General features: G+C 65.6%; 17 protein-coding genes. 5 read left to right on the forward strand and 12 right to left on the reverse strand.

The genetic code is table 11. The features are described 5' to 3' along the window. Window positions 1-703: 703 nt before the first annotated feature. Complete coding sequence (locus LJF27_RS15135; protein ID WP_003102842.1) at window positions 704-1,171, reverse strand: inhibitor of vertebrate lysozyme family protein; 468 nt, start codon at window positions 1,169-1,171, stop codon at window positions 704-706. A gap of 21 nt (window positions 1,172-1,192) precedes the next feature. Beyond that, window positions 1,193-1,354: a DUF1328 domain-containing protein gene (locus LJF27_RS15140; protein WP_003096961.1), complete on the reverse strand. Its 162-nt coding sequence runs from the start codon at window positions 1,352-1,354 to the stop codon at window positions 1,193-1,195. A 474-nt stretch (window positions 1,355-1,828) separates the two neighbouring features. On the opposite strand from LJF27_RS15140, the gene algB reads away from it, so the two are divergent. Both algB and LJF27_RS15150 read left to right on the forward strand, forming a co-directional pair. Then, window positions 1,829-3,178: a sigma-54-dependent response regulator transcription factor AlgB gene (gene algB / locus LJF27_RS15145; protein WP_003102840.1), complete on the forward strand. Its 1,350-nt coding sequence runs from the start codon at window positions 1,829-1,831 to the stop codon at window positions 3,176-3,178. Continuing rightward, window positions 3,175-4,962: a KinB sensor domain-containing domain gene (locus LJF27_RS15150; protein ID WP_003458303.1), complete on the forward strand. Its 1,788-nt coding sequence runs from the start codon at window positions 3,175-3,177 to the stop codon at window positions 4,960-4,962. Before algB ends, LJF27_RS15150 begins: the two co-directional genes overlap by 4 nt. Before the next feature lie 34 nt (window positions 4,963-4,996). Here LJF27_RS15150 and ampDh2 read toward each other — a convergent pair whose 3' ends face one another. The 7 genes from ampDh2 to LJF27_RS15185 form a co-directional block, all read right to left on the reverse strand. Further along, window positions 4,997-5,776 (reverse strand): N-acetylmuramoyl-L-alanine amidase AmpDh2, encoded by a 780-nt coding sequence (ampDh2, locus tag LJF27_RS15155; protein ID WP_003096970.1) that lies wholly within the window; start codon window positions 5,774-5,776, stop codon window positions 4,997-4,999. Between the two features lie 29 nt (window positions 5,777-5,805). Beyond that, window positions 5,806-6,399 carry a MarC family protein gene (locus tag LJF27_RS15160; RefSeq protein ID WP_003102836.1) on the reverse strand — a complete coding sequence of 198 codons (594 nt, stop codon included), beginning with the start codon at window positions 6,397-6,399 and terminating at the stop codon, window positions 5,806-5,808. A 117-nt stretch (window positions 6,400-6,516) separates the two neighbouring features. Continuing rightward, window positions 6,517-8,532, reverse strand: a complete 2,016-nt coding sequence (gene dgcP / locus LJF27_RS15165; RefSeq protein WP_023116847.1) for a diguanylate cyclase DgcP — start codon at window positions 8,530-8,532, stop codon at window positions 6,517-6,519. Then, window positions 8,529-9,407, reverse strand: coding sequence for an endonuclease/exonuclease/phosphatase family protein (locus LJF27_RS15170; RefSeq protein ID WP_003096975.1), 879 nt, complete (start codon window positions 9,405-9,407; stop codon window positions 8,529-8,531). The genes dgcP and LJF27_RS15170 overlap by 4 nt, the downstream gene beginning before the upstream one ends. A gap of 15 nt (window positions 9,408-9,422) precedes the next feature. Next, window positions 9,423-10,058 (reverse strand): thiol:disulfide interchange protein DsbA, encoded by a 636-nt coding sequence (gene dsbA / locus LJF27_RS15175; protein ID WP_003096976.1) that lies wholly within the window; start codon window positions 10,056-10,058, stop codon window positions 9,423-9,425. 167 nt (window positions 10,059-10,225) lie between these two features. After that, window positions 10,226-10,831: a c-type cytochrome gene (locus tag LJF27_RS15180; RefSeq protein ID WP_003102831.1), complete on the reverse strand. Its 606-nt coding sequence runs from the start codon at window positions 10,829-10,831 to the stop codon at window positions 10,226-10,228. Window positions 10,832-10,876: 45 nt separating this feature from the next. After that, complete coding sequence (locus LJF27_RS15185; protein ID WP_003096979.1) at window positions 10,877-11,170, reverse strand: c-type cytochrome; 294 nt, start codon at window positions 11,168-11,170, stop codon at window positions 10,877-10,879. A 183-nt stretch (window positions 11,171-11,353) separates the two neighbouring features. Here LJF27_RS15185 and yihA point away from each other — a divergent pair, with 183 nt between their 5' ends. Next, window positions 11,354-12,001, forward strand: a complete 648-nt coding sequence (gene yihA / locus LJF27_RS15190; protein WP_003161102.1) for a ribosome biogenesis GTP-binding protein YihA/YsxC — start codon at window positions 11,354-11,356, stop codon at window positions 11,999-12,001. A 263-nt stretch (window positions 12,002-12,264) separates the two neighbouring features. Here the strand turns inward: yihA and polA are convergent, their stop codons facing one another. Beyond that, window positions 12,265-15,006 (reverse strand): DNA polymerase I, encoded by a 2,742-nt coding sequence (polA, locus tag LJF27_RS15195; RefSeq protein ID WP_003118455.1) that lies wholly within the window; start codon window positions 15,004-15,006, stop codon window positions 12,265-12,267. Window positions 15,007-15,083: 77 nt separating this feature from the next. Between polA and LJF27_RS15200 the strand changes: the two genes are divergently transcribed. Together LJF27_RS15200 and LJF27_RS15205 are read left to right on the forward strand one after the other, a co-directional pair. Further along, window positions 15,084-15,374, forward strand: a complete 291-nt coding sequence (locus LJF27_RS15200) for a DUF2782 domain-containing protein (RefSeq protein ID WP_003096984.1) — start codon at window positions 15,084-15,086, stop codon at window positions 15,372-15,374. Between the two features lie 33 nt (window positions 15,375-15,407). Further along, complete coding sequence (locus LJF27_RS15205; protein ID WP_003102827.1) at window positions 15,408-16,358, forward strand: homoserine kinase; 951 nt, start codon at window positions 15,408-15,410, stop codon at window positions 16,356-16,358. A 505-nt stretch (window positions 16,359-16,863) separates the two neighbouring features. On the opposite strand, the gene LJF27_RS15210 is transcribed toward LJF27_RS15205, so the two are convergent. Continuing rightward, entirely contained in the window at window positions 16,864-17,553 is a 690-nt protein-coding gene (locus LJF27_RS15210) for a hypothetical protein (RefSeq protein ID WP_003096987.1), read from the reverse strand. A 16-nt stretch (window positions 17,554-17,569) separates the two neighbouring features. Further along, window positions 17,570-19,774, reverse strand: a complete 2,205-nt coding sequence (locus LJF27_RS15215; RefSeq protein WP_003146829.1) for an adenosylcobalamin-dependent ribonucleoside-diphosphate reductase — start codon at window positions 19,772-19,774, stop codon at window positions 17,570-17,572. Window positions 19,775-19,869 lie beyond the last annotated feature (95 nt).

Here is a 19,869-nt window from a genome sequence, read left to right on the forward strand (position 1 = left end):
CCCTTAATTCTTGTGGAAGTCGGGAGTCGCTCCAACGGGAGAGTCGCTCCCGACAGGCGAAAGGGCGCAATGATTCATGCGCTCCCCTACCCCGTCTAATGCCGTAAGTGACTGCCCCATGCCGAATCGGCATGAGAAATCACTAATGAAACGTCCGTCCCACAGGAAATTGCCCTTGATTTTCGTACAAGAACAGGGAGCGGAAGGCACTCCGTGCAAGGCCCGGGAGCCACGTGCCCATCCTGGGAAGTTGAAAGTCGCTCATCATCGCTGCGATGGATGGTCGCAGGACACGCAACGCCGTCCGGCACGCCATCGCCGGCTGTGGATAAGCGGCATTCTGTGGATAACCGCGCGGTAAAGCCCTTCTGGGAGGGCGCCTCGGAACGCGCGGGCGGTCGATTGTAAAACGACTCCGCCATCCACAGGCATTGATCGATATCAGGGAAGTTCGCGGAGTATCGGTGCGGAAGCCGACGCTCCGCCGGACGGCGGAGCGTCGTACCCCTTCTATATATAGAAGCGCGCCGGAAGGCAGCGAGACAACGGTGGCTCCCCTCCGGCGCGTTTTCGCCTGGCCCGACCCCGAAGGAGGTACTCCCTGTACCCCTGGAACCCGCCGGATCGACCTCACCCAGCGCATCCCGGTCCCCTGGCCATGCCCCGCTGCGGGCGGGGCGGTGTCACGCAAGCCCGTTCCGCCTCAGTACCAGTTCGGATCGGCCTTGAGTTGTTCGTCGAGGATCTTCTGTACCGCCGGTTCCGGCTTGCCCAGCCAGCGGAAGCTGGCGTGCTTGCTCGGCGACTTGTCCTGCGGCAGCCCTTCGGGCACCTGCACGTAGAGCCCGTAGGCATGACTCTTGTCCCAATCGAAGGCGACCAGCAGGCGATGGCCCTTGCAATCGGACTTCTCGCAGAGACCGCCAACCAGATACTTGTCGCCCTGGTCGTCGACGGCATGCATCGGCGTAGCGGTTCCCGAGAGATTCATCACCCAGTCGGGCAAGCGGCTCTCGTCTTCCACCAGGTTCTGCCAGGCCTTGCGGTATCCGGCATCGGTGCTCTGCAGTTCGTTCAAGCGGTATTCGCCGTCCCTGTCGGCCGCCACCGCCAGCGAACTGGCGGCGGCACCGAGCAGCAGTGCGTTCATCAGGTTACGCATGAGTCGCATCGCTTTCTCCTTGGCATCCGGCTAGCCGCGACGGCGTCCGAAGAAGAACGAGACCACGAAGAGCACCAGGAACAGCACGAAGAGGATCTTCGCGATTCCGGTGGCGGCACCTGCGATGCCACCAAACCCGAGGACGGCAGCGATGATGGCGATGATCAGAAAGGTGATAGCCCAACTAAGCATGATGTTTTCTCCTGTGTGCCTTCGGAACTGTCGGTACCGCCTCGGGGCCAGGCCCATCGGGGTAGCGAACCGGCCTGTGTCCATTTTTTCTTCAGGGAGACCGTGACTACCTCATTGCACGCCGCATGCCAGCCTTTCTGAAAAATAAAAACACTTTTAATTCAATAAGTTATAAAACAACCCAGGTAGTCTGCGCAGTTCATCCTGCACGACGCGACAAATTATTCCGGGCGTTTTGCACGATCGGCGCGGTACGCTGTCACATGCAACAGGGAAGCGACCCGGCACCTGCTACCCGGAGCCATCCGTGGAGCCGCCACGGCTTCCCGAAAACCCAAGAACAGACATCGGCAGGTTGCACGCCGCCCTGGCCGCCCGGATGGGCGGCGGGGCGCTCTGCAACTTGCATGGGCTTTCCGGGGACTAACCCAGAAGCCGAATGGCAGTGAATTCCCTAGAGGATAAAAAGCAACGATGGAAACCACTTCCGAAAAACAGGGGCGCATCCTGCTGGTCGATGACGAGTCGGCGATCCTGCGCACTTTCCGTTATTGCCTCGAAGACGAAGGCTACAGCGTGGCCACCGCCAGCAGCGCGCCGCAGGCGGAGGCCCTGTTGCAGCGCCAGGTATTCGACCTGTGCTTCCTCGACCTGCGCCTGGGCGAAGACAACGGGCTCGACGTTCTCGCCCAGATGCGCGTCCAGGCGCCATGGATGCGCGTGGTGATCGTCACCGCGCATTCGGCGGTGGATACCGCGGTCGACGCCATGCAGGCCGGCGCGGTGGATTACCTGGTCAAGCCCTGCAGCCCGGACCAACTGCGCCTGGCCGCCGCCAAGCAACTGGAGGTGCGCCAACTGACCGCGCGCCTGGAGGCCCTGGAGGACGAAGTGCGCCGCCAGGGCGACGGCCTGGAATCGCACAGCCCGGCCATGGCCGCGGTACTGGAGACCGCGCGCCAGGTAGCGGCGACCGACGCCAACATCCTCATCCTCGGCGAATCCGGCTCCGGCAAGGGCGAACTGGCACGCGCCATCCACACCTGGAGCAAACGCGCGAAGAAGCCCCAGGTCACCATCAACTGCCCGTCGCTGACCGCCGAACTGATGGAAAGCGAACTGTTCGGGCACAGTCGCGGCGCCTTCACCGGTGCCACCGAAAGCACCCTGGGCAGGGTCAGCCAGGCTGACGGCGGCACCCTGTTCCTCGACGAGATCGGCGACTTCCCGCTGACCTTGCAACCCAAGCTGCTGCGCTTCATCCAGGACAAGGAATACGAACGCGTCGGCGATCCGGTGACCCGCCGCGCCGACGTACGCATCCTTGCCGCGACCAACCGCGACCTGGGCGCGATGGTCGCCCAGGGCCAGTTCCGCGAGGACCTGCTCTACCGCCTCAACGTGATCGTGCTCAACCTGCCTCCCCTGCGCGAACGCGCCGAGGATATCCTCGGCCTGGCCGAACGTTTCCTCGCCCGCTTCGTCAAGGACTACGGCCGCCCCGCCCGCGGCTTCAGCGAAGCCGCCCGCGAGGCCATGCGGCAATACCCCTGGCCGGGCAACGTACGCGAGCTACGCAACGTGATCGAACGCGCCAGCATCATCTGCAACCAGGAACTGGTGGATGTCGACCACCTCGGTTTCAGCGCTGCGCAATCTGCCAGCAGCGCGCCGCGGATCGGCGAATCGCTGAGCCTGGAAGACCTGGAGAAAGCCCATATCACGGCGGTGATGGCCTCCAGCGCGACCCTCGACCAGGCCGCCAAGACCCTCGGTATCGATGCCTCGACCCTGTACCGGAAGCGCAAGCAGTACGGCCTATGAGCATGCCGCTGCCGATGAAGCTCCGGACCCGGTTGTTCCTCAGCATTTCCGCGCTGATCACCGTCTCGCTGTTCGGCCTGCTGCTCGGGCTGTTCAGCGTGATGCAGCTCGGCCGCGCCCAGGAACAACGGATGTCGCACCACTACGCGACCATCGAGGTGAGCCAGCAACTGCGCCAGTTGCTCGGCGACCAGTTGGTCATACTGCTCCGCGAAACCCCCGACGGGCAGGCCCTGGAGCGCTCGCAAAACGACTTCCGACGAGTCCTGGAACAGGGCCGGGCGAATACCGTCGACAGCGCCGAGCAGGCCGCCCTGGATGGCGTCCGCAACGCCTACCTGCAACTGCAGGCGCACACCCCGGCCCTGCTCGAAGCGCCCATGGCCGACAACGACGGCTTCAGCGAAGCCTTCAATGGCCTGCGCCTGCGCCTGCAGGACCTGCAGCAACTGGCGCTGGCCGGCATCAGCGAAGCCGAGACCAGCGCCCGCCATCGTGCCTACCTGGTCGCCGGCCTGCTTGGCCTGGTGGGCGTCGCCATCCTGCTGATCGGTTTCGTCACCGCCCACAGCATCGCCCGGCGCTTCGGCGCGCCGATCGAAACCCTGGCGCGGGCGGCGGACAGGATCGGCGAAGGCGATTTCGACGTGACCCTGCCGATGACCAACGTCGCCGAGGTCGGCCAGTTGACCCGGCGTTTCGGCCTGATGGCCGAGGCCCTGCGGCAGTATCGCAAGACCAGCGTCGAAGAGGTGCTTTCCGGCGAGCGGCGCCTGCAGGCGGTACTCGACAGCATCGACGACGGCCTGGTGATCTTCGACAACCAGGGACGCATCGAACACGCCAACCCGGTCGCGATCCGCCAGCTGTTCGTCTCCAACGACCCCCATGGCAAGCGGATCGACGAAATACTCAGCGATGTCGATGTCCAGGAGGCGGTGGAAAAGGCCCTGCTCGGCGAAGTCCAGGACGAGGCGATGCCCGACCTGGTGGTGGACGTCGCCGGCGAGTCGCGCCTGCTGGCCTGGTCGCTGTATCCGGTCACCCATCCCGGCGGGCATAGCGTCGGCGCGGTGCTGGTGGTCCGCGACGTGACCGAGCAGCGCGCCTTCGAACGGGTCCGCAGCGAATTCGTCCTGCGTGCCTCCCACGAACTGCGTACGCCGGTGACCGGCATGCAGATGGCCTTCAGCCTGCTCCGCGAACGCCTGGACTTCCCCGCGGAGTCACGGGAAGCGGACCTGATCCAGACGGTGGACGAAGAGATGTCGCGGCTGGTCCTGCTGATCAACGACCTGTTGAACTTCTCGCGCTACCAGACCGGCATGCAGAAGCTCGAACTGGCTTCCTGCGACCTCGTCGACCTGCTCACCCAGGCGCAGCAGCGTTTCATTCCCAAGGGCGAGGCCCGCCGGGTCTCGCTGCAACTGGAGCTGGGCGATGAGCTGCCGCGCCTGCAGCTCGATCGCCTGCAGATCGAGCGGGTGATCGACAACCTGCTGGAAAACGCCCTGCGCCATAGCAGCGAAGGCGGGCAGATCCACCTGCAGGCCCGGCGCCAGGGCGACCGGGTGCTGATCGCGGTGGAAGACAATGGCGAAGGCATTCCCTTCAGCCAGCAAGGACGGATCTTCGAGCCTTTCGTCCAGGTCGGACGCAAGAAGGGCGGCGCCGGCCTCGGCCTGGCGCTGTGCAAGGAAATCATCCAGCTGCATGGCGGGCGCATCGCGGTGCGCTCGCAACCGGGCCAGGGCGCGCGCTTCTACATGCTGCTGCCGGTGTGACCGGGGCCGCTCCCGGCAGGCTTTTCCACAGGCCTCAGGAAGTCGGCACCGCCAGCAGCAGGGCGGCGGTTTCCAGGTCCGGCTCGCCATCGAAGCGGGCCGGACGGTATTTCATCTGGAAAGCGCCGATGACGTCGCGGGTGTCCTTCTCCAGCTCGCCGGTCTGCGGCACCAGGTAACCGTGCCGCGCCAACTGCTGCTGGAACCAGCGCACATCCGGCAGCTGGCCGTTCAGTTCGGCGAGCCGGCGCGCCAATTCGCCGGGCTTCGGCCAGGGCACCAGGCCGGCGTCGGCGAGGCGCTTCCAGGGGAACAGCGGACCCGGATCGACCTTGCGGCCCGGCGCGATATCGCTGTGTCCGATGATCCGGTCCGGGGTGATGCCGTGGCGCTTGGCGATGTCCTTCAGCAGGGGGATCAGCGCCTGGATCTGCGCTTCGCTGAACGGATACCAGACCCGCCCCTGGGGTGTATCGCGATAGCCCTGGTTGACGATCTCGATGCCGATCGAGGTGGCGTTCAGCCAGGTCCGGCCCTGCCATTCACTGACCCCGGCGTGCCAGGCGCGGCGGTTCTCATCCACCAGGCGGTAGACGGTGGCCGGCTCGTCGTCGCCGATCAGGTAGTGCGCGCTGACGCCGCCGTGGGTGAGGATGCCCAGCGAATGCGGCAGATCGGTGGAGGTGTAGTGGAGGACGATGAACTGGACGCGGCTGTCCTGGTTCGCCGAGGTGTAGTCGGTGTTCAGGCGCGGGCCGCTGGAGCAGCCGGCCAGCAGCGACAGGGTGAAAGCCAGTAGAACGAACGAACGCATGATGACTCCGAAAAAAATGGGCAGCGCGGTCAGGCGGCGATGTGCAACACGCTGCGCAGGTTGTCCAACAGCATATCGACGCTGAGCATGATCAGCAGCATGCCGGCCAGCCGCTCGATGGCGGTCAGCCCGCGCGGGCCGAGGAAACGCTGGAGGAACGCCGCCTGCAGCAGGATCAGCGCAGTAGCGGCCCAGGCCAGCACCACCGCCAGGTAAAGCTCCCACAGCGGACCGTCGAAGGTGGTGCGCAGGGTGATCAGCATCGCCAGCGCCGAGGGCCCGGCCACCGCCGGGGTGGCCAGGGGTACCAGCAGCGGCTCGCCGTCGGGCACTTCGCCGAGCAGCCCTTGGGGCGACGGGAAGATCAGGCGCATGGCGATCACGAACAGGATGATGCCACCCGCGATCCCGGTCGCCTCGCGGGACAGGCCGAGGCCGCTGAGGATGTGCTCGCCGAGGGTGAGGAAGAGCAGCAGCAGACCCAGGGCGAAGGCCAGCTCGCGAAACGCCACGCGCAGGCGGCGCCCAGGTGCGACGCCTTTCAGCGCGGCGAGGAACACGGCGATGTTGCCGAAGGGGTCGGTGACCAGAAAGATCAGGACGGCGACGCCGAACATATCCATGGGAGTTTCCAGAGCGGGACAGCCGGTCATTCTACCGGGCGGGACCATTCTAGCGAGCCGCGGCAACACCTGCAGGCGAGCCCGTCCCGAGTCGTCGGAATGTGCGCTGGTCGCCCTTCAGGCCACTTCCAGGCGGTCCCGGCCGGCGCGCTTGGCTCGATACAGCGCCTGGTCGGCACGCTCGAAAACCGCTTCGCCGGCCTCGTTGCCTTCGAACGCGGTGATGCCGGCGGAACAGGTGATGCTCAGGGGCTCGCCCTTGAAATGGAACGGACAGGCGGCGATCGCCGCGCGCAGCCGTTCGAGCAGTTGCCGGCCGGCTTCCAGGGACGTGGCCGGGAGCAGGACGACGAACTCCTCGCCGCCGAAACGGGCGATGAAATCGGCCTGGCGCAACCGTTTGCGCAATTCGCCGGCAATGATCTTCAGCACCTTGTCCCCGGCCAGGTGGCCGAAGTCGTCGTTGATCCGCTTGAAGTGGTCGATGTCCAGCACCGCCAGCAGCAGATCGCCGCCGTCCCGGTGCCGGCGCGCCACTTCCTGTTCCAGGCGCTCGCTGAGCGCCGCGCGGTTGGGCAGGCCGGTCAGCGGATCGGTCAGGGCTTTCTGTCGCTGGTCCTCCAGGTGGCTGTGGAACGCCTTGGCATCCTGCTCCATGCTGTTGACCCGCTCCATCAGCGCCTGCAGGCGGCCGGACACCTCCTGTTCGTGCTCGGCCTGTTCGCGCTGGTGTTCGTCCATGGAGGCAAGCAGGCCGTTCAGCCGGCTGTCCACCGCCAGCTTGAGGCTGTTCAGGTCGGTCGCCTGCTGCACGCTGGCCTGCAGGCCACTGACCTGCTCACGCAGCGATTGGTCGAAGCCGCGCGCGTTGTCCAGCACGTCGGTATAGCCGGCGTGGGCGTCGCCCAGGTGGCCGAGGAAGCTTTCCAGGCGCTCGTTGAGTTGCCGCAGGTATTCCTCGAAGTCGCGCTGGCCACTGTCCGCCAGGGACAGCACCAGCACCGCCAGGTCGTCGAGTACCGGCACCAGCTCATACCAGTTCAGGCTGCCATCGATCCGCTCCCGCAGCGCCTCGGCCTGGGGCTGGTGGCTGCTCGGCAGGGACAGGCCGTCGAGCAGCCGCAGCAGGCTGGCCTCGATGTGCGGCGCCACCGCGCTGTAGCCGGGCTCCGGTATCGGCGGCGGCAGTTCATAGGCCTCGTCTACCGCCTGCCCGTCGAGGTTATCCACAGGGGTGGCCGGAGCTTCGGGCGCGCTTTCAACGTCCGCCGGCATTGCGGGCGACGGCTCCGCACCCGCTTCTTCCAGCGTCTCGCTAAAGCTCAGGCCGGCCGGTAGCGGCAGGCTGTCGAGCCAGATTTCCCGGGGCTCATCCAGCAGGATCTGGTTCGGCTCGCCACGCTCGGCGACCCCGACCCAACCCGCTGGCGCGCTTTCGATGGCGGCGACCGTGCGGGCGGGCAACGGCTGCGGCGGACCGCCTGGCGCCTCGTCGTGCTCGGCGACCGGCAGGGACGGCGCGGCCGCCGCCGGTTGGATCGGTGTATTGCTTGCCGCCACAACGGACGGCACCGATGCGCTCGGCTCCGCGGTGGTTTCCGACTCCTTGCCGCCGAACAGGCGTTGCAACAGGCTCGGGCGACCGTCTTCGGCATCGCCGCCCTTGCGCTCGGCCAGCGCCTGGCGTTGCAGCCTGCTCAGCTCGCTGAGCAGGATCGGAATCTCGCGCGACTGCCGGGCGCGCTCCTCGATATCGCGGGCGAACTGCTTCAGCGGCTTGCGCAGTTCCCGCGGCAGGTCCAGGGCCAGCAACTGCTGGGCCAGTTCGCCGAGAGCATCGATGTTCTGCTGGGTGCGTTGCTGGCGGCGCTGTTCGGAGTCGAGCACGGCCTTTTCCAGGCGCGGAATCAGGCCCGACAGGCCGGCGTCCATGTCGTCGCGACGGAGGATCTCGCGCAGCTCCTTCATGCACTGGTCGACCGCCTTGTCGCTGCCTTCGGCCGCCAGACTGCTACGCACCAGGCCGCGACGCAGCAGGTCGATCCGGGCACCCCAGCGCCGTTGCAGGCGCTCCTGCTGCTCGATGTTCTCCAGGTACTTGTCTTTCCAGCGCTGGACGTCGTCGCGACTCATGGCGGACTCCCGGCATCCCCGCGCACGACCAAGGCCTTGTCGCGCAGGTTGTCCGGCAGGCGAATCTCCACCGATACCGGCAGATGGTCGGAGATCGGCTGGTCGAGTACGTCGACCCGCTCGAGAGCGAGATCGGAACTGAGCAGGATGTGATCGAGATTGCGCTGCGGCCGCCAGCTGGGAAACGTCGCCTCGACCTGCGGCGCCATCAGGCCGAGGTCGCGCAGGGGCGAGTTTTCCAGAAGATCGACGGCGTGGGTGTTCATGTCGCCCATCAGCACCTGGTGGCGGTAGTCGCCGATCAGCTCGCGGATATAGGCGAGCTGGCGGGTGCGGGTGCGAGCGCCGAGAGCGAGATGCATCATCACTACCACCAGCGCGTCGGCGCCTTCGCCAAAGCGCACGAAGATCGCGCCGCGTCCCGGCGGACCGGGCAACGGATGATCTTCCAGCAGGGTCGGCCGCCAGCGGCTGAGCAGGCCGTTGCTGTGCTGGGCGATACGCCCGAGGTTGCGGTTGAGCTGCTGGTACCAGTAGGGGAACGCCCCCAACTGGGCCAAGTGCTCGACCTGATTGACGTAGCCGGAACGCAGGCTGCCGCCGTCGGCTTCCTGGAGGGCGACGAGGTCGTAGTCGGCGAGCAGTTCGCCGATCCGCTTCAGGTTGGTCGCCCGCCCCGCGTGGGGCAGCAGGTGCTGCCAACCGCGGGTCAGGTAGTGGCGGTAGCGCTCGGTGCTGATACCGACCTGGATGTTGAAGCTGAGAAGGCGCAGGCGGCCGTCGTCGGGCAGCTCCCGCGAATCGTCACAGGAGGGGTTCACTCGCGGGTCGCAGCTACCTGCGACCCGAGGTTCACGCTGCCAGCGGCGCAACATGCCGAATCACCTTGCCTACTTCTTGGCCGCTGCGCGCTCTTTCTCGATCAGGTAGTCGGCCAGCTTGAGGGTTTCCTCCGGACCACCGGCGGAGCCGATGTCGAAGCGGTATTTGCCATTGACCACCATGGTCGGTACGCCGGTGACCTGGTAGGCCATCGCCAGCTTCTTGGCCTTTTCCATCTGGCCCTTGATGGCAAAGGAATTATAGGTGCTCAGGAATTTTTCCTTGTCCACGCCCTTGCCGGCGAGGAAATCGGCCATTTCTTCCGGAGTGGCGAGCTTCTTGTGCTCCTTGTGGATCGCCTCGAACACGGCGTTGTGTACGTCATGCTCGACACCCATGCTTTCCAGGGTCAGGAACATCTGCCCATGGACGTTCCAGATACCGCCGAACAGGGCAGGCAGGCGCACGAAATGGACATCTGCCGGCAGCTTCTCGCTCCACGGCACGATGGTCGGCTCGAACGCGTAGCAATGCGGGCAGCCATACCAGAACAGTTCCACCACTTCGATCTTGCCCGGCTGGGACACCGGCACCGGGCTGCTCAGCTCGACGTATTCCTTGCCGGCGGTATAGTCGTCGGCCTGGGCGGCCATGCCGAACAGGCTGGCCATGGCCAGCATGGCGGTGAGAATCAGGTTACGCATCGTTCACTCCTAGGCGAGGTCAGTGCCGCTCTCCGGCCGGGTTCGGCCCGGTCAGTTCGACCGGGGGGAGCGGTCACGGGTTCCAGCATTGTAGCGATGGCGGACGCAAAAAAGGGCAGCCGAGGCCACCCTTTTTCATACATCTTTTTTGCCGTGCTACGCAGCGATCAGTGCAGACCCTGGATGTAGCTGGAAATCGCGGCGATGTCCTTGTTCGACAGCTTGGCGGCGATGGACTGCATGATCTTGGTGTCGCCGTCGTTGGTGCGGGTACCTTCGCGGAAGTCGGTCAGCTGCTTGGCCACGTAGGTCGCGTGCTGGCCGCCCAGGTGCGGGAAACCGGCGGTTGCGATGCCGACGCCGCTCGGGGAATGGCAACCGGTGCAGGCCGGCATGCCTTCGGCGATCTTGCCGCCGCGGAACAGCGCTTCGCCCTGGGCCACCAGGTTCGGATCGGCCATGCCGACGCTCATCTTCTGGCTGGCGAAGTAGGCGGCGATGTCGGCCAGGTCCTGGTCGCTGAGGTTGGTCAGCAGCCCGGTCATTTCCAGCACGGTACGCTTGCCGTCCTTGATGTCATGCATCTGCTTGAGCAGGTAACGCTCGCCCTGGCCGGCCAGTTTCGGGAAGTTCGGCGCCGGGCTGTTGCCATCCGCACCGTGACAGGCGCCGCACACCGCGGCTTTCGCCTGGCCCGCGGCGGCATCGCCAGCGGCATGGGCAAGGCCGGTCAGACCCAGGGTCAACAGCAGACTCACGAGAAGTTTGTTCATCAGCTAATCCAATTACGGCTAAGGGTGAAAGATAGTGGGCTTCGGCTACTTCTTCACCATCCACTGGATGGTTGCCTGGTAGTCTTCGGCACTGCAGTCGGTGCACAGGCCGCGGGGCGGCATGGCGTTGAATCCGTTGGTCACATGCTGGACCAGGGTCGGCATGCCCTTGGCCAGCCGCGGCTCCCAGGCGGCATGGTCGCCCTTTTTCGGCGCCATCGGCAGCTGGCCGTCGTGACACGCGCCACAGGTCCGGTTGAACACTGCTTCCGGGTCCTGCGCCGCCTGCGCCGTAACGGCCACCGCAACGACTGTCGCTGCGAGCAGCAGTTTCTTCATGATCGTCCTCATCAGGGGGAACGCCCGCGTTCTACCGCGCGGAAAATGCTCTGTCCGTTCCCGCGCGCGCTCGACCCTGGGGGATAAAGCGCACACAAAATCCGCGGCATTATATACTTCCGATACCGAAACGGAAACGAAACAGCCCCCCGCGACACCGAGTCGCACCCCTGTGGATAACCCATGTCAGAGAAGAACCCCATCGTCGGCCTGTGCCAGAAGGCCAGCTTTCTCATCAGTGCCGCCCAGGTCGACCAGTGCCCCCCCGACGAGGGCCTGGAAGTCGCTTTCGCCGGGCGCTCCAATGCCGGCAAGTCGAGCGCGCTGAACACCCTCACCCACGCCAACCTGGCGCGCACCTCGAAAACCCCGGGACGTACCCAACTGCTCAATTTCTTCGCCCTGGACGACTCGCGGCGCCTGGTGGACCTGCCCGGCTACGGCTACGCGAAGGTGCCGATCCCCCTGAAGCAGCACTGGCAGCGCCACCTGGAAGCCTACCTGAGCAGCCGCGCAAGCCTGGCCGGGGTGTTCCTGATGATGGACATCCGCCACCCGCTCACCGACTTCGACCGACTGATGCTGGATTGGGCACAGGCCAGCCAGCTGCCGATCCATGTGCTGATGACCAAGGCCGACAAGCTGGCCTTCGGCGCGGCCAAGAACGCCCTGCTCAAGGTACGCCGGGAAGTCCAGCAAGGCTGGGGCGACGTCGCCACCCTGCAACTGTTCTCCGCGCCCAAGCGCCAGGGCATCGACGAGGCGCAAATGGTCCTGGCGCAATGGCTGGGCCTGCTGGACGAGGAACAAGAGGCGTTCGAGGAAGCCTGAATTCCAGGCAAAAAAAACCCCGAGCTTCGTATGGGGAGGGGGAAGTTCGGGGTTCAAGTCCGGACCGCTAGGGCGGGGTCCAGGAATCTGCCAACACTAAACACTGCAAAGGAGCATCGAAGGGCTCAAGAAGCCATTCGTGTGTTCTGACTGTCGGCAAAACGGGAAAGTTCAGCGCACCGCGAAAAACTTTTCCACGGCACCCTCACCGGGCACTCCGGACCTGCTCGCAAGGCCCGCCACACGGGCCTCGCAACCGTTCATCAGTGGGCTTCGTCCCAGTTCGAACCGACACCCGCCTCGACCACCAGCGGTACGTCCAGGGTCGCCGCTCCGCTCATCAGCGGGCGGATTCCCTCGCACACCTGCTCGACCAGCTCCTCGCGCACTTCCAGCACCAGTTCGTCGTGCACCTGGAGGATCACCCGGGCATCGAGGCCGCTTTCCTGCAGCCAGTTATCCACAGCGACCATGGCGCGCTTCATGATGTCCGCCGCCGTGCCCTGCATCGGCGCGTTGATCGCGGTGCGCTCGGCGGCCTTGCGCATGGCGCCGTTCTTCGAATGGATCTCCGGCAGGTACAGGCGACGGCCGAACAGGGTTTCGACGAAGCCCTGCTCCGCGGCCTGGGCGCGGGTCCGTTCCATGTACGCCAGGACGCCGGGGTAGCGGGCGAAGTAACGGTCGATGTAGGCCTGGGCCTCCTTGCGCTCGACACCGATCTGCTTGGCCAGGCCGAAGGCGCTCATGCCGTAGATCAATCCGAAGTTGATCGCCTTGGCGCTGCGTCGCTGGTCGCCGCTGACGTCTTCCAGCGGCACGCCGAAGACTTCCGCCGCGGTGGCGCGGTGTACGTCCAGGTCGTGGCGGAAGGCATCCAGCAGGCCATCGTCCTTGGCCAGGTGGGCCATGATCCGCAGCTCGATCTGCGAGTAGTCCGCGGCCAATAGCTTGTAGCCCTGCGGCGCGACGAACGCCTGGCGGATGCGCCGGCCCTCCGCGGTACGGATCGGGATGTTCTGCAGGTTCGGGTCGCTCGACGACAGCCGCCCGGTAGCCGCCACCGCCTGGTGGTATGAGGTATGGATGCGTCCGGTACGCGGGTTGATCTGCTCGGGCAGGCGGTCGGTGTAGGTGCTCTTGAGCTTGCTCATGGAGCGGTACTGCATGATCACCTTGGGCAGCTCGAAGTCCTGCTCGGCCAGTTCGGCGAGCACTGCCTCGGCGGTGGACGGCTGGCCGGTCGCGGTCTTGCTCAGAACCGGCAGGCCGAGCTTGTCGTAGAGGATCGCGCCGAGCTGCTTGGGCGAGCCGAGGTTGAATTCCTGCCCTGCCAGGTCGTATGCCTGGCGCTCCAGGGCGACCATCTTCTCGCCCAGTTCGCGGCTCTGGATGCCCAGCAGGTTGGCGTCGACCAGCGCGCCGTTGCGCTCGATCCGCGCCAGCACCGGTACCAACGGCATCTCGATGTCGGTCAGGACCCTGGCCAGGGACGGGATCGCCTCCAGCTTCTGCCACAGGGCCTGGTGCAGGCGCAGGGTCACGTCGGCGTCCTCCGCCGCATAGGGCCCGGCCTGTTCGATGGCGATCTGGTCGAAGGTCAGTTGCTTGGCGCCCTTGCCGGCGATGTCCTCGAAACGGATGGTGCTGTGGCCGAGGTACTTCAGGGCCAGGCTGTCCATGTCGTGGCGAGTGGCGGTGGAGTCCAGCACATAGGACTCGAGCATGGTGTCGTAGGCTACGCCCCGCAGCGCGATGGGGGTGCTGGCATTGGCCAGGACATTGATGTCGTACTTGGCATGCTGGCCGACCTTGAGCTTCTTCGGATCCTCCAGCAGCGGTTTCAACGCACGCAGCACCGCGTCACGGTCCAGTTGCTCGGGAACGCCCATGTAGCTGTGGGCCAGCGGCACGTAGGCGGCCTCGCCCTCCTTCACGGCGAAGGACACCCCCACCACCTGCGCCTGCTGGGCGTCGATGCTGGTGGTCTCGGTATCGAAGGCGATCAGCTCGGCCTCCTCCAGCTTCTTCAGCCAGGCGTCGAATCCGGCCTGGTCGAGCACCACGTCGTAGTCGACCTCGGCCTGGATAGGCGTTTCCGCCTCGCCGTTCTCGCCGGCCTCCTTGGCCTCGCGCAGGAGGTCGTCCAGCCAGTTCTTGAACTCCAGCTCGCGGTACAGGGCGATCAGCGCTTCGCGCTGCGGCTCGCCGGGATACAGCTTGTCGATCTCCACGTCCAGTTCGACGTCGGTCTTGATGGTCGCCAGTTGATAGGACAGGAACGCCTGCTCGCGATTTTCCTCGAGCTTCGCCGGCAAGCCCTTGGCGCCGCGGATCGGTAGCTCGGGCACCTTGTCCAGGCTGGCGTAGAGCACCTCCAGGCCGCCACCGACACCGGTCAGCAGGCCCAGCGCGGTTTTCTCGCCGACACCCGGAACGCCGGGGATGTTGTCGACCTTGTCGCCCATCAGGGCGAGGAAATCGATGATCAGCTCAGGACCGACGCCGAATTTCTCTTTCACGCCATCCACGTCGAGGCGGCTACCGGTCATGGTGTTGACCAGCGTAATGTGCCCGTCGACCAGTTGCGCCATGTCCTTGTCGCCGGTGGAAATCACCACCGGGCGGTCAGCCGCGGCGCTGCTGCGCGCCAGGGTGCCGATCACGTCGTCGGCCTCGACCCCCTCCACGCACAGCAGCGGCAGGCCGAGGGCGCGGACGCTGGCATGCAGCGGCTCGACCTGGACCCGCAGGTCGTCGGGCATCGACGGCCGGTTGGCCTTGTACTCGGCGAACAGCTCGTCGCGGAAGGTCGGGCCCTTGGCGTCGAAGACCACCGCGAACGGGCTGTCCGGGTACTGCTTGCGCAGGCTCAGGAGCATGTTCAGCACGCCCTTCACCGCACCGGTGGGCTTGCCGGTCGAGGTGGTCAGCGGCGGCAGGGCATGGAAGGCGCGGTACAGGTACGAGGAACCGTCCACCAGGACGAGGGGCGCTTGGCTCATGAGGGGAATCAACCTTTTCCGGAGACCAGGGCGTGTAGAATGAACCCTGGACGATTCGATAAAGGAGCAAGGTTACCATGCGTACGCTGAACCGCTTGATGCTCGCCGGACTGCTGGCGTTCGCCCCGCTCGTCGCGATGGCGGCGGACGACGACGCGCCCTCCGGCGAGCCCGACGTAACCATCCGCCAGGAGGGCGACAAGACCATCCAGGAATACCGCGTGAATGGCTTCCTCTACGCCATCAAGGTGGTTCCCAAGCATGGCAAACCCTATTTCCTGGTCCGCGCCGACGGCAGCGATGGCAACTTCATTCGCTCCGACCAGCCGGACAAGCTGATTCCACAATGGGAGATCTTCAGCTGGTGATGTGCATTTCCAACCTGGCGAGGCCGCGCTGACATGTCGGTGTTCACCCCACTCGAACGCTCGACCCTGGAAGCCTTCCTCGCCCCCTACGACCTGGGCCGCCTGCGGGATTTCCGTGGCATCGCCGAAGGCTCCGAGAACAGCAACTTCTTCGTCAGCCTGGAACACGGCGAGTTCGTCCTGACCCTGGTCGAGCGCGGCCCGGTGCAGGACCTGCCGTTCTTCATCGAACTGCTCGACGTGCTCCACGAGGACGGCCTGCCGGTGCCCTACGCCCTGCGCACCCGCGACGGCGAGGCCCTGCGCCGTCTCGAAGGCAAGCCGGCGCTGCTGCAACCGCGCCTGGCCGGCCGCCACGAGCGGCAGCCGAACGCCCACCACTGCCAGGAAGTGGGCGATCTGCTCGGCCACCTTCACGCCGCCACCCGCGGGCGCATCCTCGAACGCCCGAGCGACCGTGGCCTGCCCTGGATGCTGGAACAAGGTGCCAACCTCGCCCCGCGACTACCGGAACAGGCCCGCGCCCTGCTCGCCCCGGCCCTGGCGGAGATCGCCGCGCTGGATGCCGAGCGTCCAGCGCTGCCGCGCGCCAACCTGCATGCCGACCTGTTCCGCGACAACGTGCTGTTCGACGGCCCGCACCTGGCCGGCCTGATCGACTTCTACAACGCCTGCTCCGGCTGGATGCTCTACGACCTGGCGATCACCCTGAACGACTGGTGCTCCAATACCGACGGCAGCCTGGACCCGGCCCGCGCCCGCGCCCTGCTCGCCGCCTACGCCAACCGCCGGCCGTTCACCGCGCTGGAAGCCGAGCACTGGCCGAGCATGCTGCGGGTCGCCTGCGTGCGCTTCTGGCTGTCGCGACTGATCGCCGCCGAGGCGTTCGCCGGACAGGACGTGCTGATCCATGATCCGGCGGAGTTCGAGATGCGCCTGGCGCAACGGCAGAACGTGGAGATTCATTTGCCGTTTGCGTTGTAGGCAGGAACCACAGGAGCACGGCCGTCCTGCGGCCGTTCGCCCTTCAAAAACCATGCGGTTCGGCGTCTTGGAGTGAGGCCGAGCCGACATCCTGTCGAGGCTTCGTCGTTCAGCCCACCCCCGGCCCGGCCATCCTGGCCGGTCGTTCGCCCTTCAAAACGCATGCGGTTTGGCGTCTGGGGTGAAGCCGAGCCGACATCCTGTCGAGGCTTCGTCGTTCAGCCCACCCCGGCCCGGCCATCCTGGCCGGTCGTTCGCCCTTCAAAACGCATGCGGTTCGGCGTCTTGGGTGAGGCCGAGCCGACATCCTGTCGAGGCCTCGTCGTTCAGCCCACCCCCGGCCCGGCCATCCTGGCCGGTCGTTCGCCCTTCAAAACGCATGCGGTTCGGCGTCTTGGGTAAGGCCGAGCTGACATCCTGTCGAGGCTTCGTCGTTCAGCCCACCCCCAGCCCGGCCATCCTGGCCGGTCGTTCGCATTGAAAAACGCATGCGTTTTTCAAGTGCTCACCCACATTTCGAGTGTCCGCAGTTGAGGCAGGTGGCGCAGCCGTCCATCTGTACCACCGCCATGCTGTTGCACTTGCCGCACAGTTGCGCGCCGGCGGGGAAGCCTTCGCCCGGCTCGACCTTGCTGGTGCCCTGGGCGGCCTCGTAGGCGGCGCGTTTTTCCGCGAGGAAAAGGCGCTGTTCCTCGTCCAGTTCAGGGCCACGCAACAAGCCGATGGCCGTCAGGTGGCGCTCCAGCACGCCGCCGATCTCGGCGACGATGGAAGGCATGTAGATGCCGCCTTTCTTCAGGTAGCCCCCGCGCGGGTCGAATACCGCCTTGAGCTCCTCGACAAGGAAGGTACAGTCGCCGCCCTTGCGGAAAACCGCGGACATGATGCGGGTAAGTGCGACGATCCACTGGAAATGATCCATGTTCTTCGAGTTGATGAAGATCTCGAAGGGACGCCGCTGCTCGTGCGCCGTGCCCGCATTGAGGACCATGTCGTTGATGGTCACGTAGAGCGCGTGCTCGAACAGCGGCGACTTGATCTTGTAGGTGGCGCCGATCAGGGTATCCGGGCGCTCCAGGGTCTCGTCCATCTGCACCACCGACGCGGCTTCCGCGGCGGCGGCAAGGGCCTGCTCCTCGGCTTCGTTGACGACCTTGAAGCCCTTGATCTTCTGCGTGATCTTGACTGCTGACATATCGATTCCCCCGGCCTCAGTACTTGCCGTAATAGCCTTCTTTCAAGGCGTCGAAGAGGTTGGCGGCGGTATGGATCTCACCGTCGTACTCGACCTGCTCGTTGCCCTTGAACTCCACCACGCTGCCGTCCTCCAGTTCGAAGCGGTAGCGGGTCTTCTCCAGGTCGGACTCCTTGACCAGCACGCCCTGGAACGCCTCGGGATTGAAGCGGAAGGTGGTGCAGCCCTTGAGTCCCTGGTGCCAGGCGTAGCGGTAGATGTCCTTGAAGTCCTCGAACGGGTAGTCGGTGGGCACGTTGGCGGTCTTGGAGATCGACGAATCGACCCACTTCTGCGCCGCCGCCTGGATGTCCACGTGCTGCGCCGGGGTGACGCTGTCGGCGGTGATGAAGTAGTCCGGCAGGCGTCGCGCCGGGTCGTCGCTGTCCGGCAGGGCCTGGGCGTTGACCAGGGTCCGGTATGCCAGCAGCTCGTAGCTGTAGACCTCGACCTTTTCCTTGGTCTTGCGGCCTTCGCGGATAAGGTTGCGCGAATAATGGTGGGCGAAGCTCGGCTCGATACCGTTGGAGGCATTGTTGGCCAGGCTCAGGCTGATGGTCCCGGTCGGCGCGATGGAGCTGTGGTGGGTGAAGCGCGCGCCGGTTTCAGCCAACGCCTCGATCAGTTCCGGAGCATGTTCGGCGACCCGCTGCATGTAGCGGGAATACTTGGCGTGAAGCACGCTGCCGCGGATGCGGTCGCCGGCCTTATAGCCATCGGCGGCCATTTCCGGACGCTTGCGAAGCATTTCCGCAGTGACTTCGTAGTCCTGCGCCAGGATCGGCGCCGGGCCCTTCTCCCTGGCCAGCTCCAGGGCCACTTCCCAGCCCACCAGGGCCATTTCCCGCGCCACTTCCTCGGTGAATACGCAGGCCTCGGGACTGCCGTAGCGCAGCTTGAGCAGGGTCAGGGTCGAGCCCAGGCCGAGGAAGCCCATGCCATGCCGGCGCTTGCCAAGGATTTCCTGGCGTTGCTGTTCCAGCGGCAGGCCGTTGATTTCCACCACGTTGTCGAGCATCCGGGTAAACACCCGCACCACTTCGCGGAAACGGTCCCAGTCGAAGCGCGCCTCGTCGCCAAATGGCTGCTCGACGAAGCAGGTGAGGTTGACCGAGCCGAGCAGACACGAGCCGTACGGCGGCAGAGGCTGCTCGCCGCAGGGGTTGGTGGCGCGGATCGCCTCGCACCACCAGTTGTTGTTCAGTTCGTTGACCCGGTCGATGAGGATGAAGCCCGGCTCCGCATAGTCGTAGGTGGAGACCATGATCATGTCCCACAGGTGGCGGGCGCGGACCTGGCCGTAGACCTTGCAGGCGACCAGCCCGTCGGCGCGCTGGACGTAGTCGTCCTGGATCGGCCATTCGCGCCAGACCACCGCGTTGGGGTCGTCGAGGTCGATCTCGTCGCGCTCCTTCACGTGCACCGGGAATACCAGCGGCCAGTCGGCGTCCTGTTCCACCGCCTGCATGAACTGGTCGGTGATCAGCAGGCTCAGGTTGAACTGGCGCAAGCGCCCGTCCTCGCGCTTGGCGCGGATGAATTCGCGGACGTCCGGGTGGCTGACATCGAAGGTGCCCATCTGCGCGCCGCGGCGGCCGCCGGCGGAGCTGACGGTGAAGCACATCTTGTCGTAGATGTCCATGAACGACAGCGGCCCGCTGGTGTAGGCACCGGCACCGGAAACGTAGGCGCCGCGCGGGCGCAGGGTGCTGAACTCATAGCCGATGCCGCAGCCGGCCTTGAGCGTCAGGCCGGCCTCGTGGACTTTCTCGAGGATGTTGTCCATGGAGTCCTGGATGGTTCCGGACACGGTGCAGTTGATAGTCGAGGTGGCCGGCTTGTGCCCCAGGGCGCCGGCGTTGGAGATGATCCGGCCGGCCGGGATGGCACCGTTGCGCAGGGCCCAGAGGAAGCGCCCGTACCAGTGTTCGCGGGAGGCCTTTTCCTCGACATCGGCAAGGGCGCGGGCGACGCGTTGCCAGGTACCGTCGACGCTGGCATCCACCGGCGTACCGTCCTTGCTCTTGAGCCGGTACTTCTTGTCCCAGATATCCTGCGACGCGTCCTGCAGGGCGATGGTCCCGCGTTCGGTGCGGGGACTGCGTGCGTCTGTCTTGGCCATCCGCTGATTAACCTCCCGATGGTTGTTGGGGCGTCCGAAGCCGGCCACCGTACGCAACATCTAGTTATCCGTACCTGACGGGAATCAATATCTTGTGTCAGGCAGCAACAGACAACCTTAGTCATCGGGACGCCGCGCGCAAGAGGGCGCGGCCA

The organism is Pseudomonas sp. 203-8, from assembly GCF_020708595.1.
Taxonomy (GTDB): domain Bacteria; phylum Pseudomonadota; class Gammaproteobacteria; order Pseudomonadales; family Pseudomonadaceae; genus Pseudomonas; species Pseudomonas aeruginosa.

What these genes read in the sequence shown, in the direction of transcription:
- LJF27_RS15185 (WP_003096979.1), bottom strand. Translation starts at nt 11,170, where the DNA reads ATGAAGAAACTGCTGCTCGCAGCGACAGTCGTTGCGGTGGCCGTTACG.
- LJF27_RS15170 (WP_003096975.1), bottom strand. Translation starts at nt 9,407, where the DNA reads ATGTTGCGCCGCTGGCAGCGTGAACCTCGGGTCGCAGGTAGCTGCGAC.
- LJF27_RS15135 (WP_003102842.1), bottom strand. Translation starts at nt 1,171, where the DNA reads ATGCGACTCATGCGTAACCTGATGAACGCACTGCTGCTCGGTGCCGCC.
- LJF27_RS15210 (WP_003096987.1), bottom strand. Translation starts at nt 17,553, where the DNA reads ATGTCAGCAGTCAAGATCACGCAGAAGATCAAGGGCTTCAAGGTCGTC.
- dsbA (WP_003096976.1), bottom strand. Translation starts at nt 10,058, where the DNA reads ATGCGTAACCTGATTCTCACCGCCATGCTGGCCATGGCCAGCCTGTTC.
- yihA (WP_003161102.1), top strand. Translation starts at nt 11,354, where the DNA reads ATGTCAGAGAAGAACCCCATCGTCGGCCTGTGCCAGAAGGCCAGCTTT.
- LJF27_RS15215 (WP_003146829.1), bottom strand. Translation starts at nt 19,774, where the DNA reads ATGTTGCGTACGGTGGCCGGCTTCGGACGCCCCAACAACCATCGGGAG.
- algB (WP_003102840.1), top strand. Translation starts at nt 1,829, where the DNA reads ATGGAAACCACTTCCGAAAAACAGGGGCGCATCCTGCTGGTCGATGAC.
- LJF27_RS15205 (WP_003102827.1), top strand. Translation starts at nt 15,408, where the DNA reads ATGTCGGTGTTCACCCCACTCGAACGCTCGACCCTGGAAGCCTTCCTC.
- LJF27_RS15140 (WP_003096961.1), bottom strand. Translation starts at nt 1,354, where the DNA reads ATGCTTAGTTGGGCTATCACCTTTCTGATCATCGCCATCATCGCTGCC.
- LJF27_RS15150 (WP_003458303.1), top strand. Translation starts at nt 3,175, where the DNA reads ATGAGCATGCCGCTGCCGATGAAGCTCCGGACCCGGTTGTTCCTCAGC.
- LJF27_RS15180 (WP_003102831.1), bottom strand. Translation starts at nt 10,831, where the DNA reads ATGAACAAACTTCTCGTGAGTCTGCTGTTGACCCTGGGTCTGACCGGC.
- LJF27_RS15160 (WP_003102836.1), bottom strand. Translation starts at nt 6,399, where the DNA reads ATGGATATGTTCGGCGTCGCCGTCCTGATCTTTCTGGTCACCGACCCC.
- polA (WP_003118455.1), bottom strand. Translation starts at nt 15,006, where the DNA reads ATGAGCCAAGCGCCCCTCGTCCTGGTGGACGGTTCCTCGTACCTGTAC.
- dgcP (WP_023116847.1), bottom strand. Translation starts at nt 8,532, where the DNA reads ATGAGTCGCGACGACGTCCAGCGCTGGAAAGACAAGTACCTGGAGAAC.
- LJF27_RS15200 (WP_003096984.1), top strand. Translation starts at nt 15,084, where the DNA reads ATGCGTACGCTGAACCGCTTGATGCTCGCCGGACTGCTGGCGTTCGCC.
- ampDh2 (WP_003096970.1), bottom strand. Translation starts at nt 5,776, where the DNA reads ATGCGTTCGTTCGTTCTACTGGCTTTCACCCTGTCGCTGCTGGCCGGC.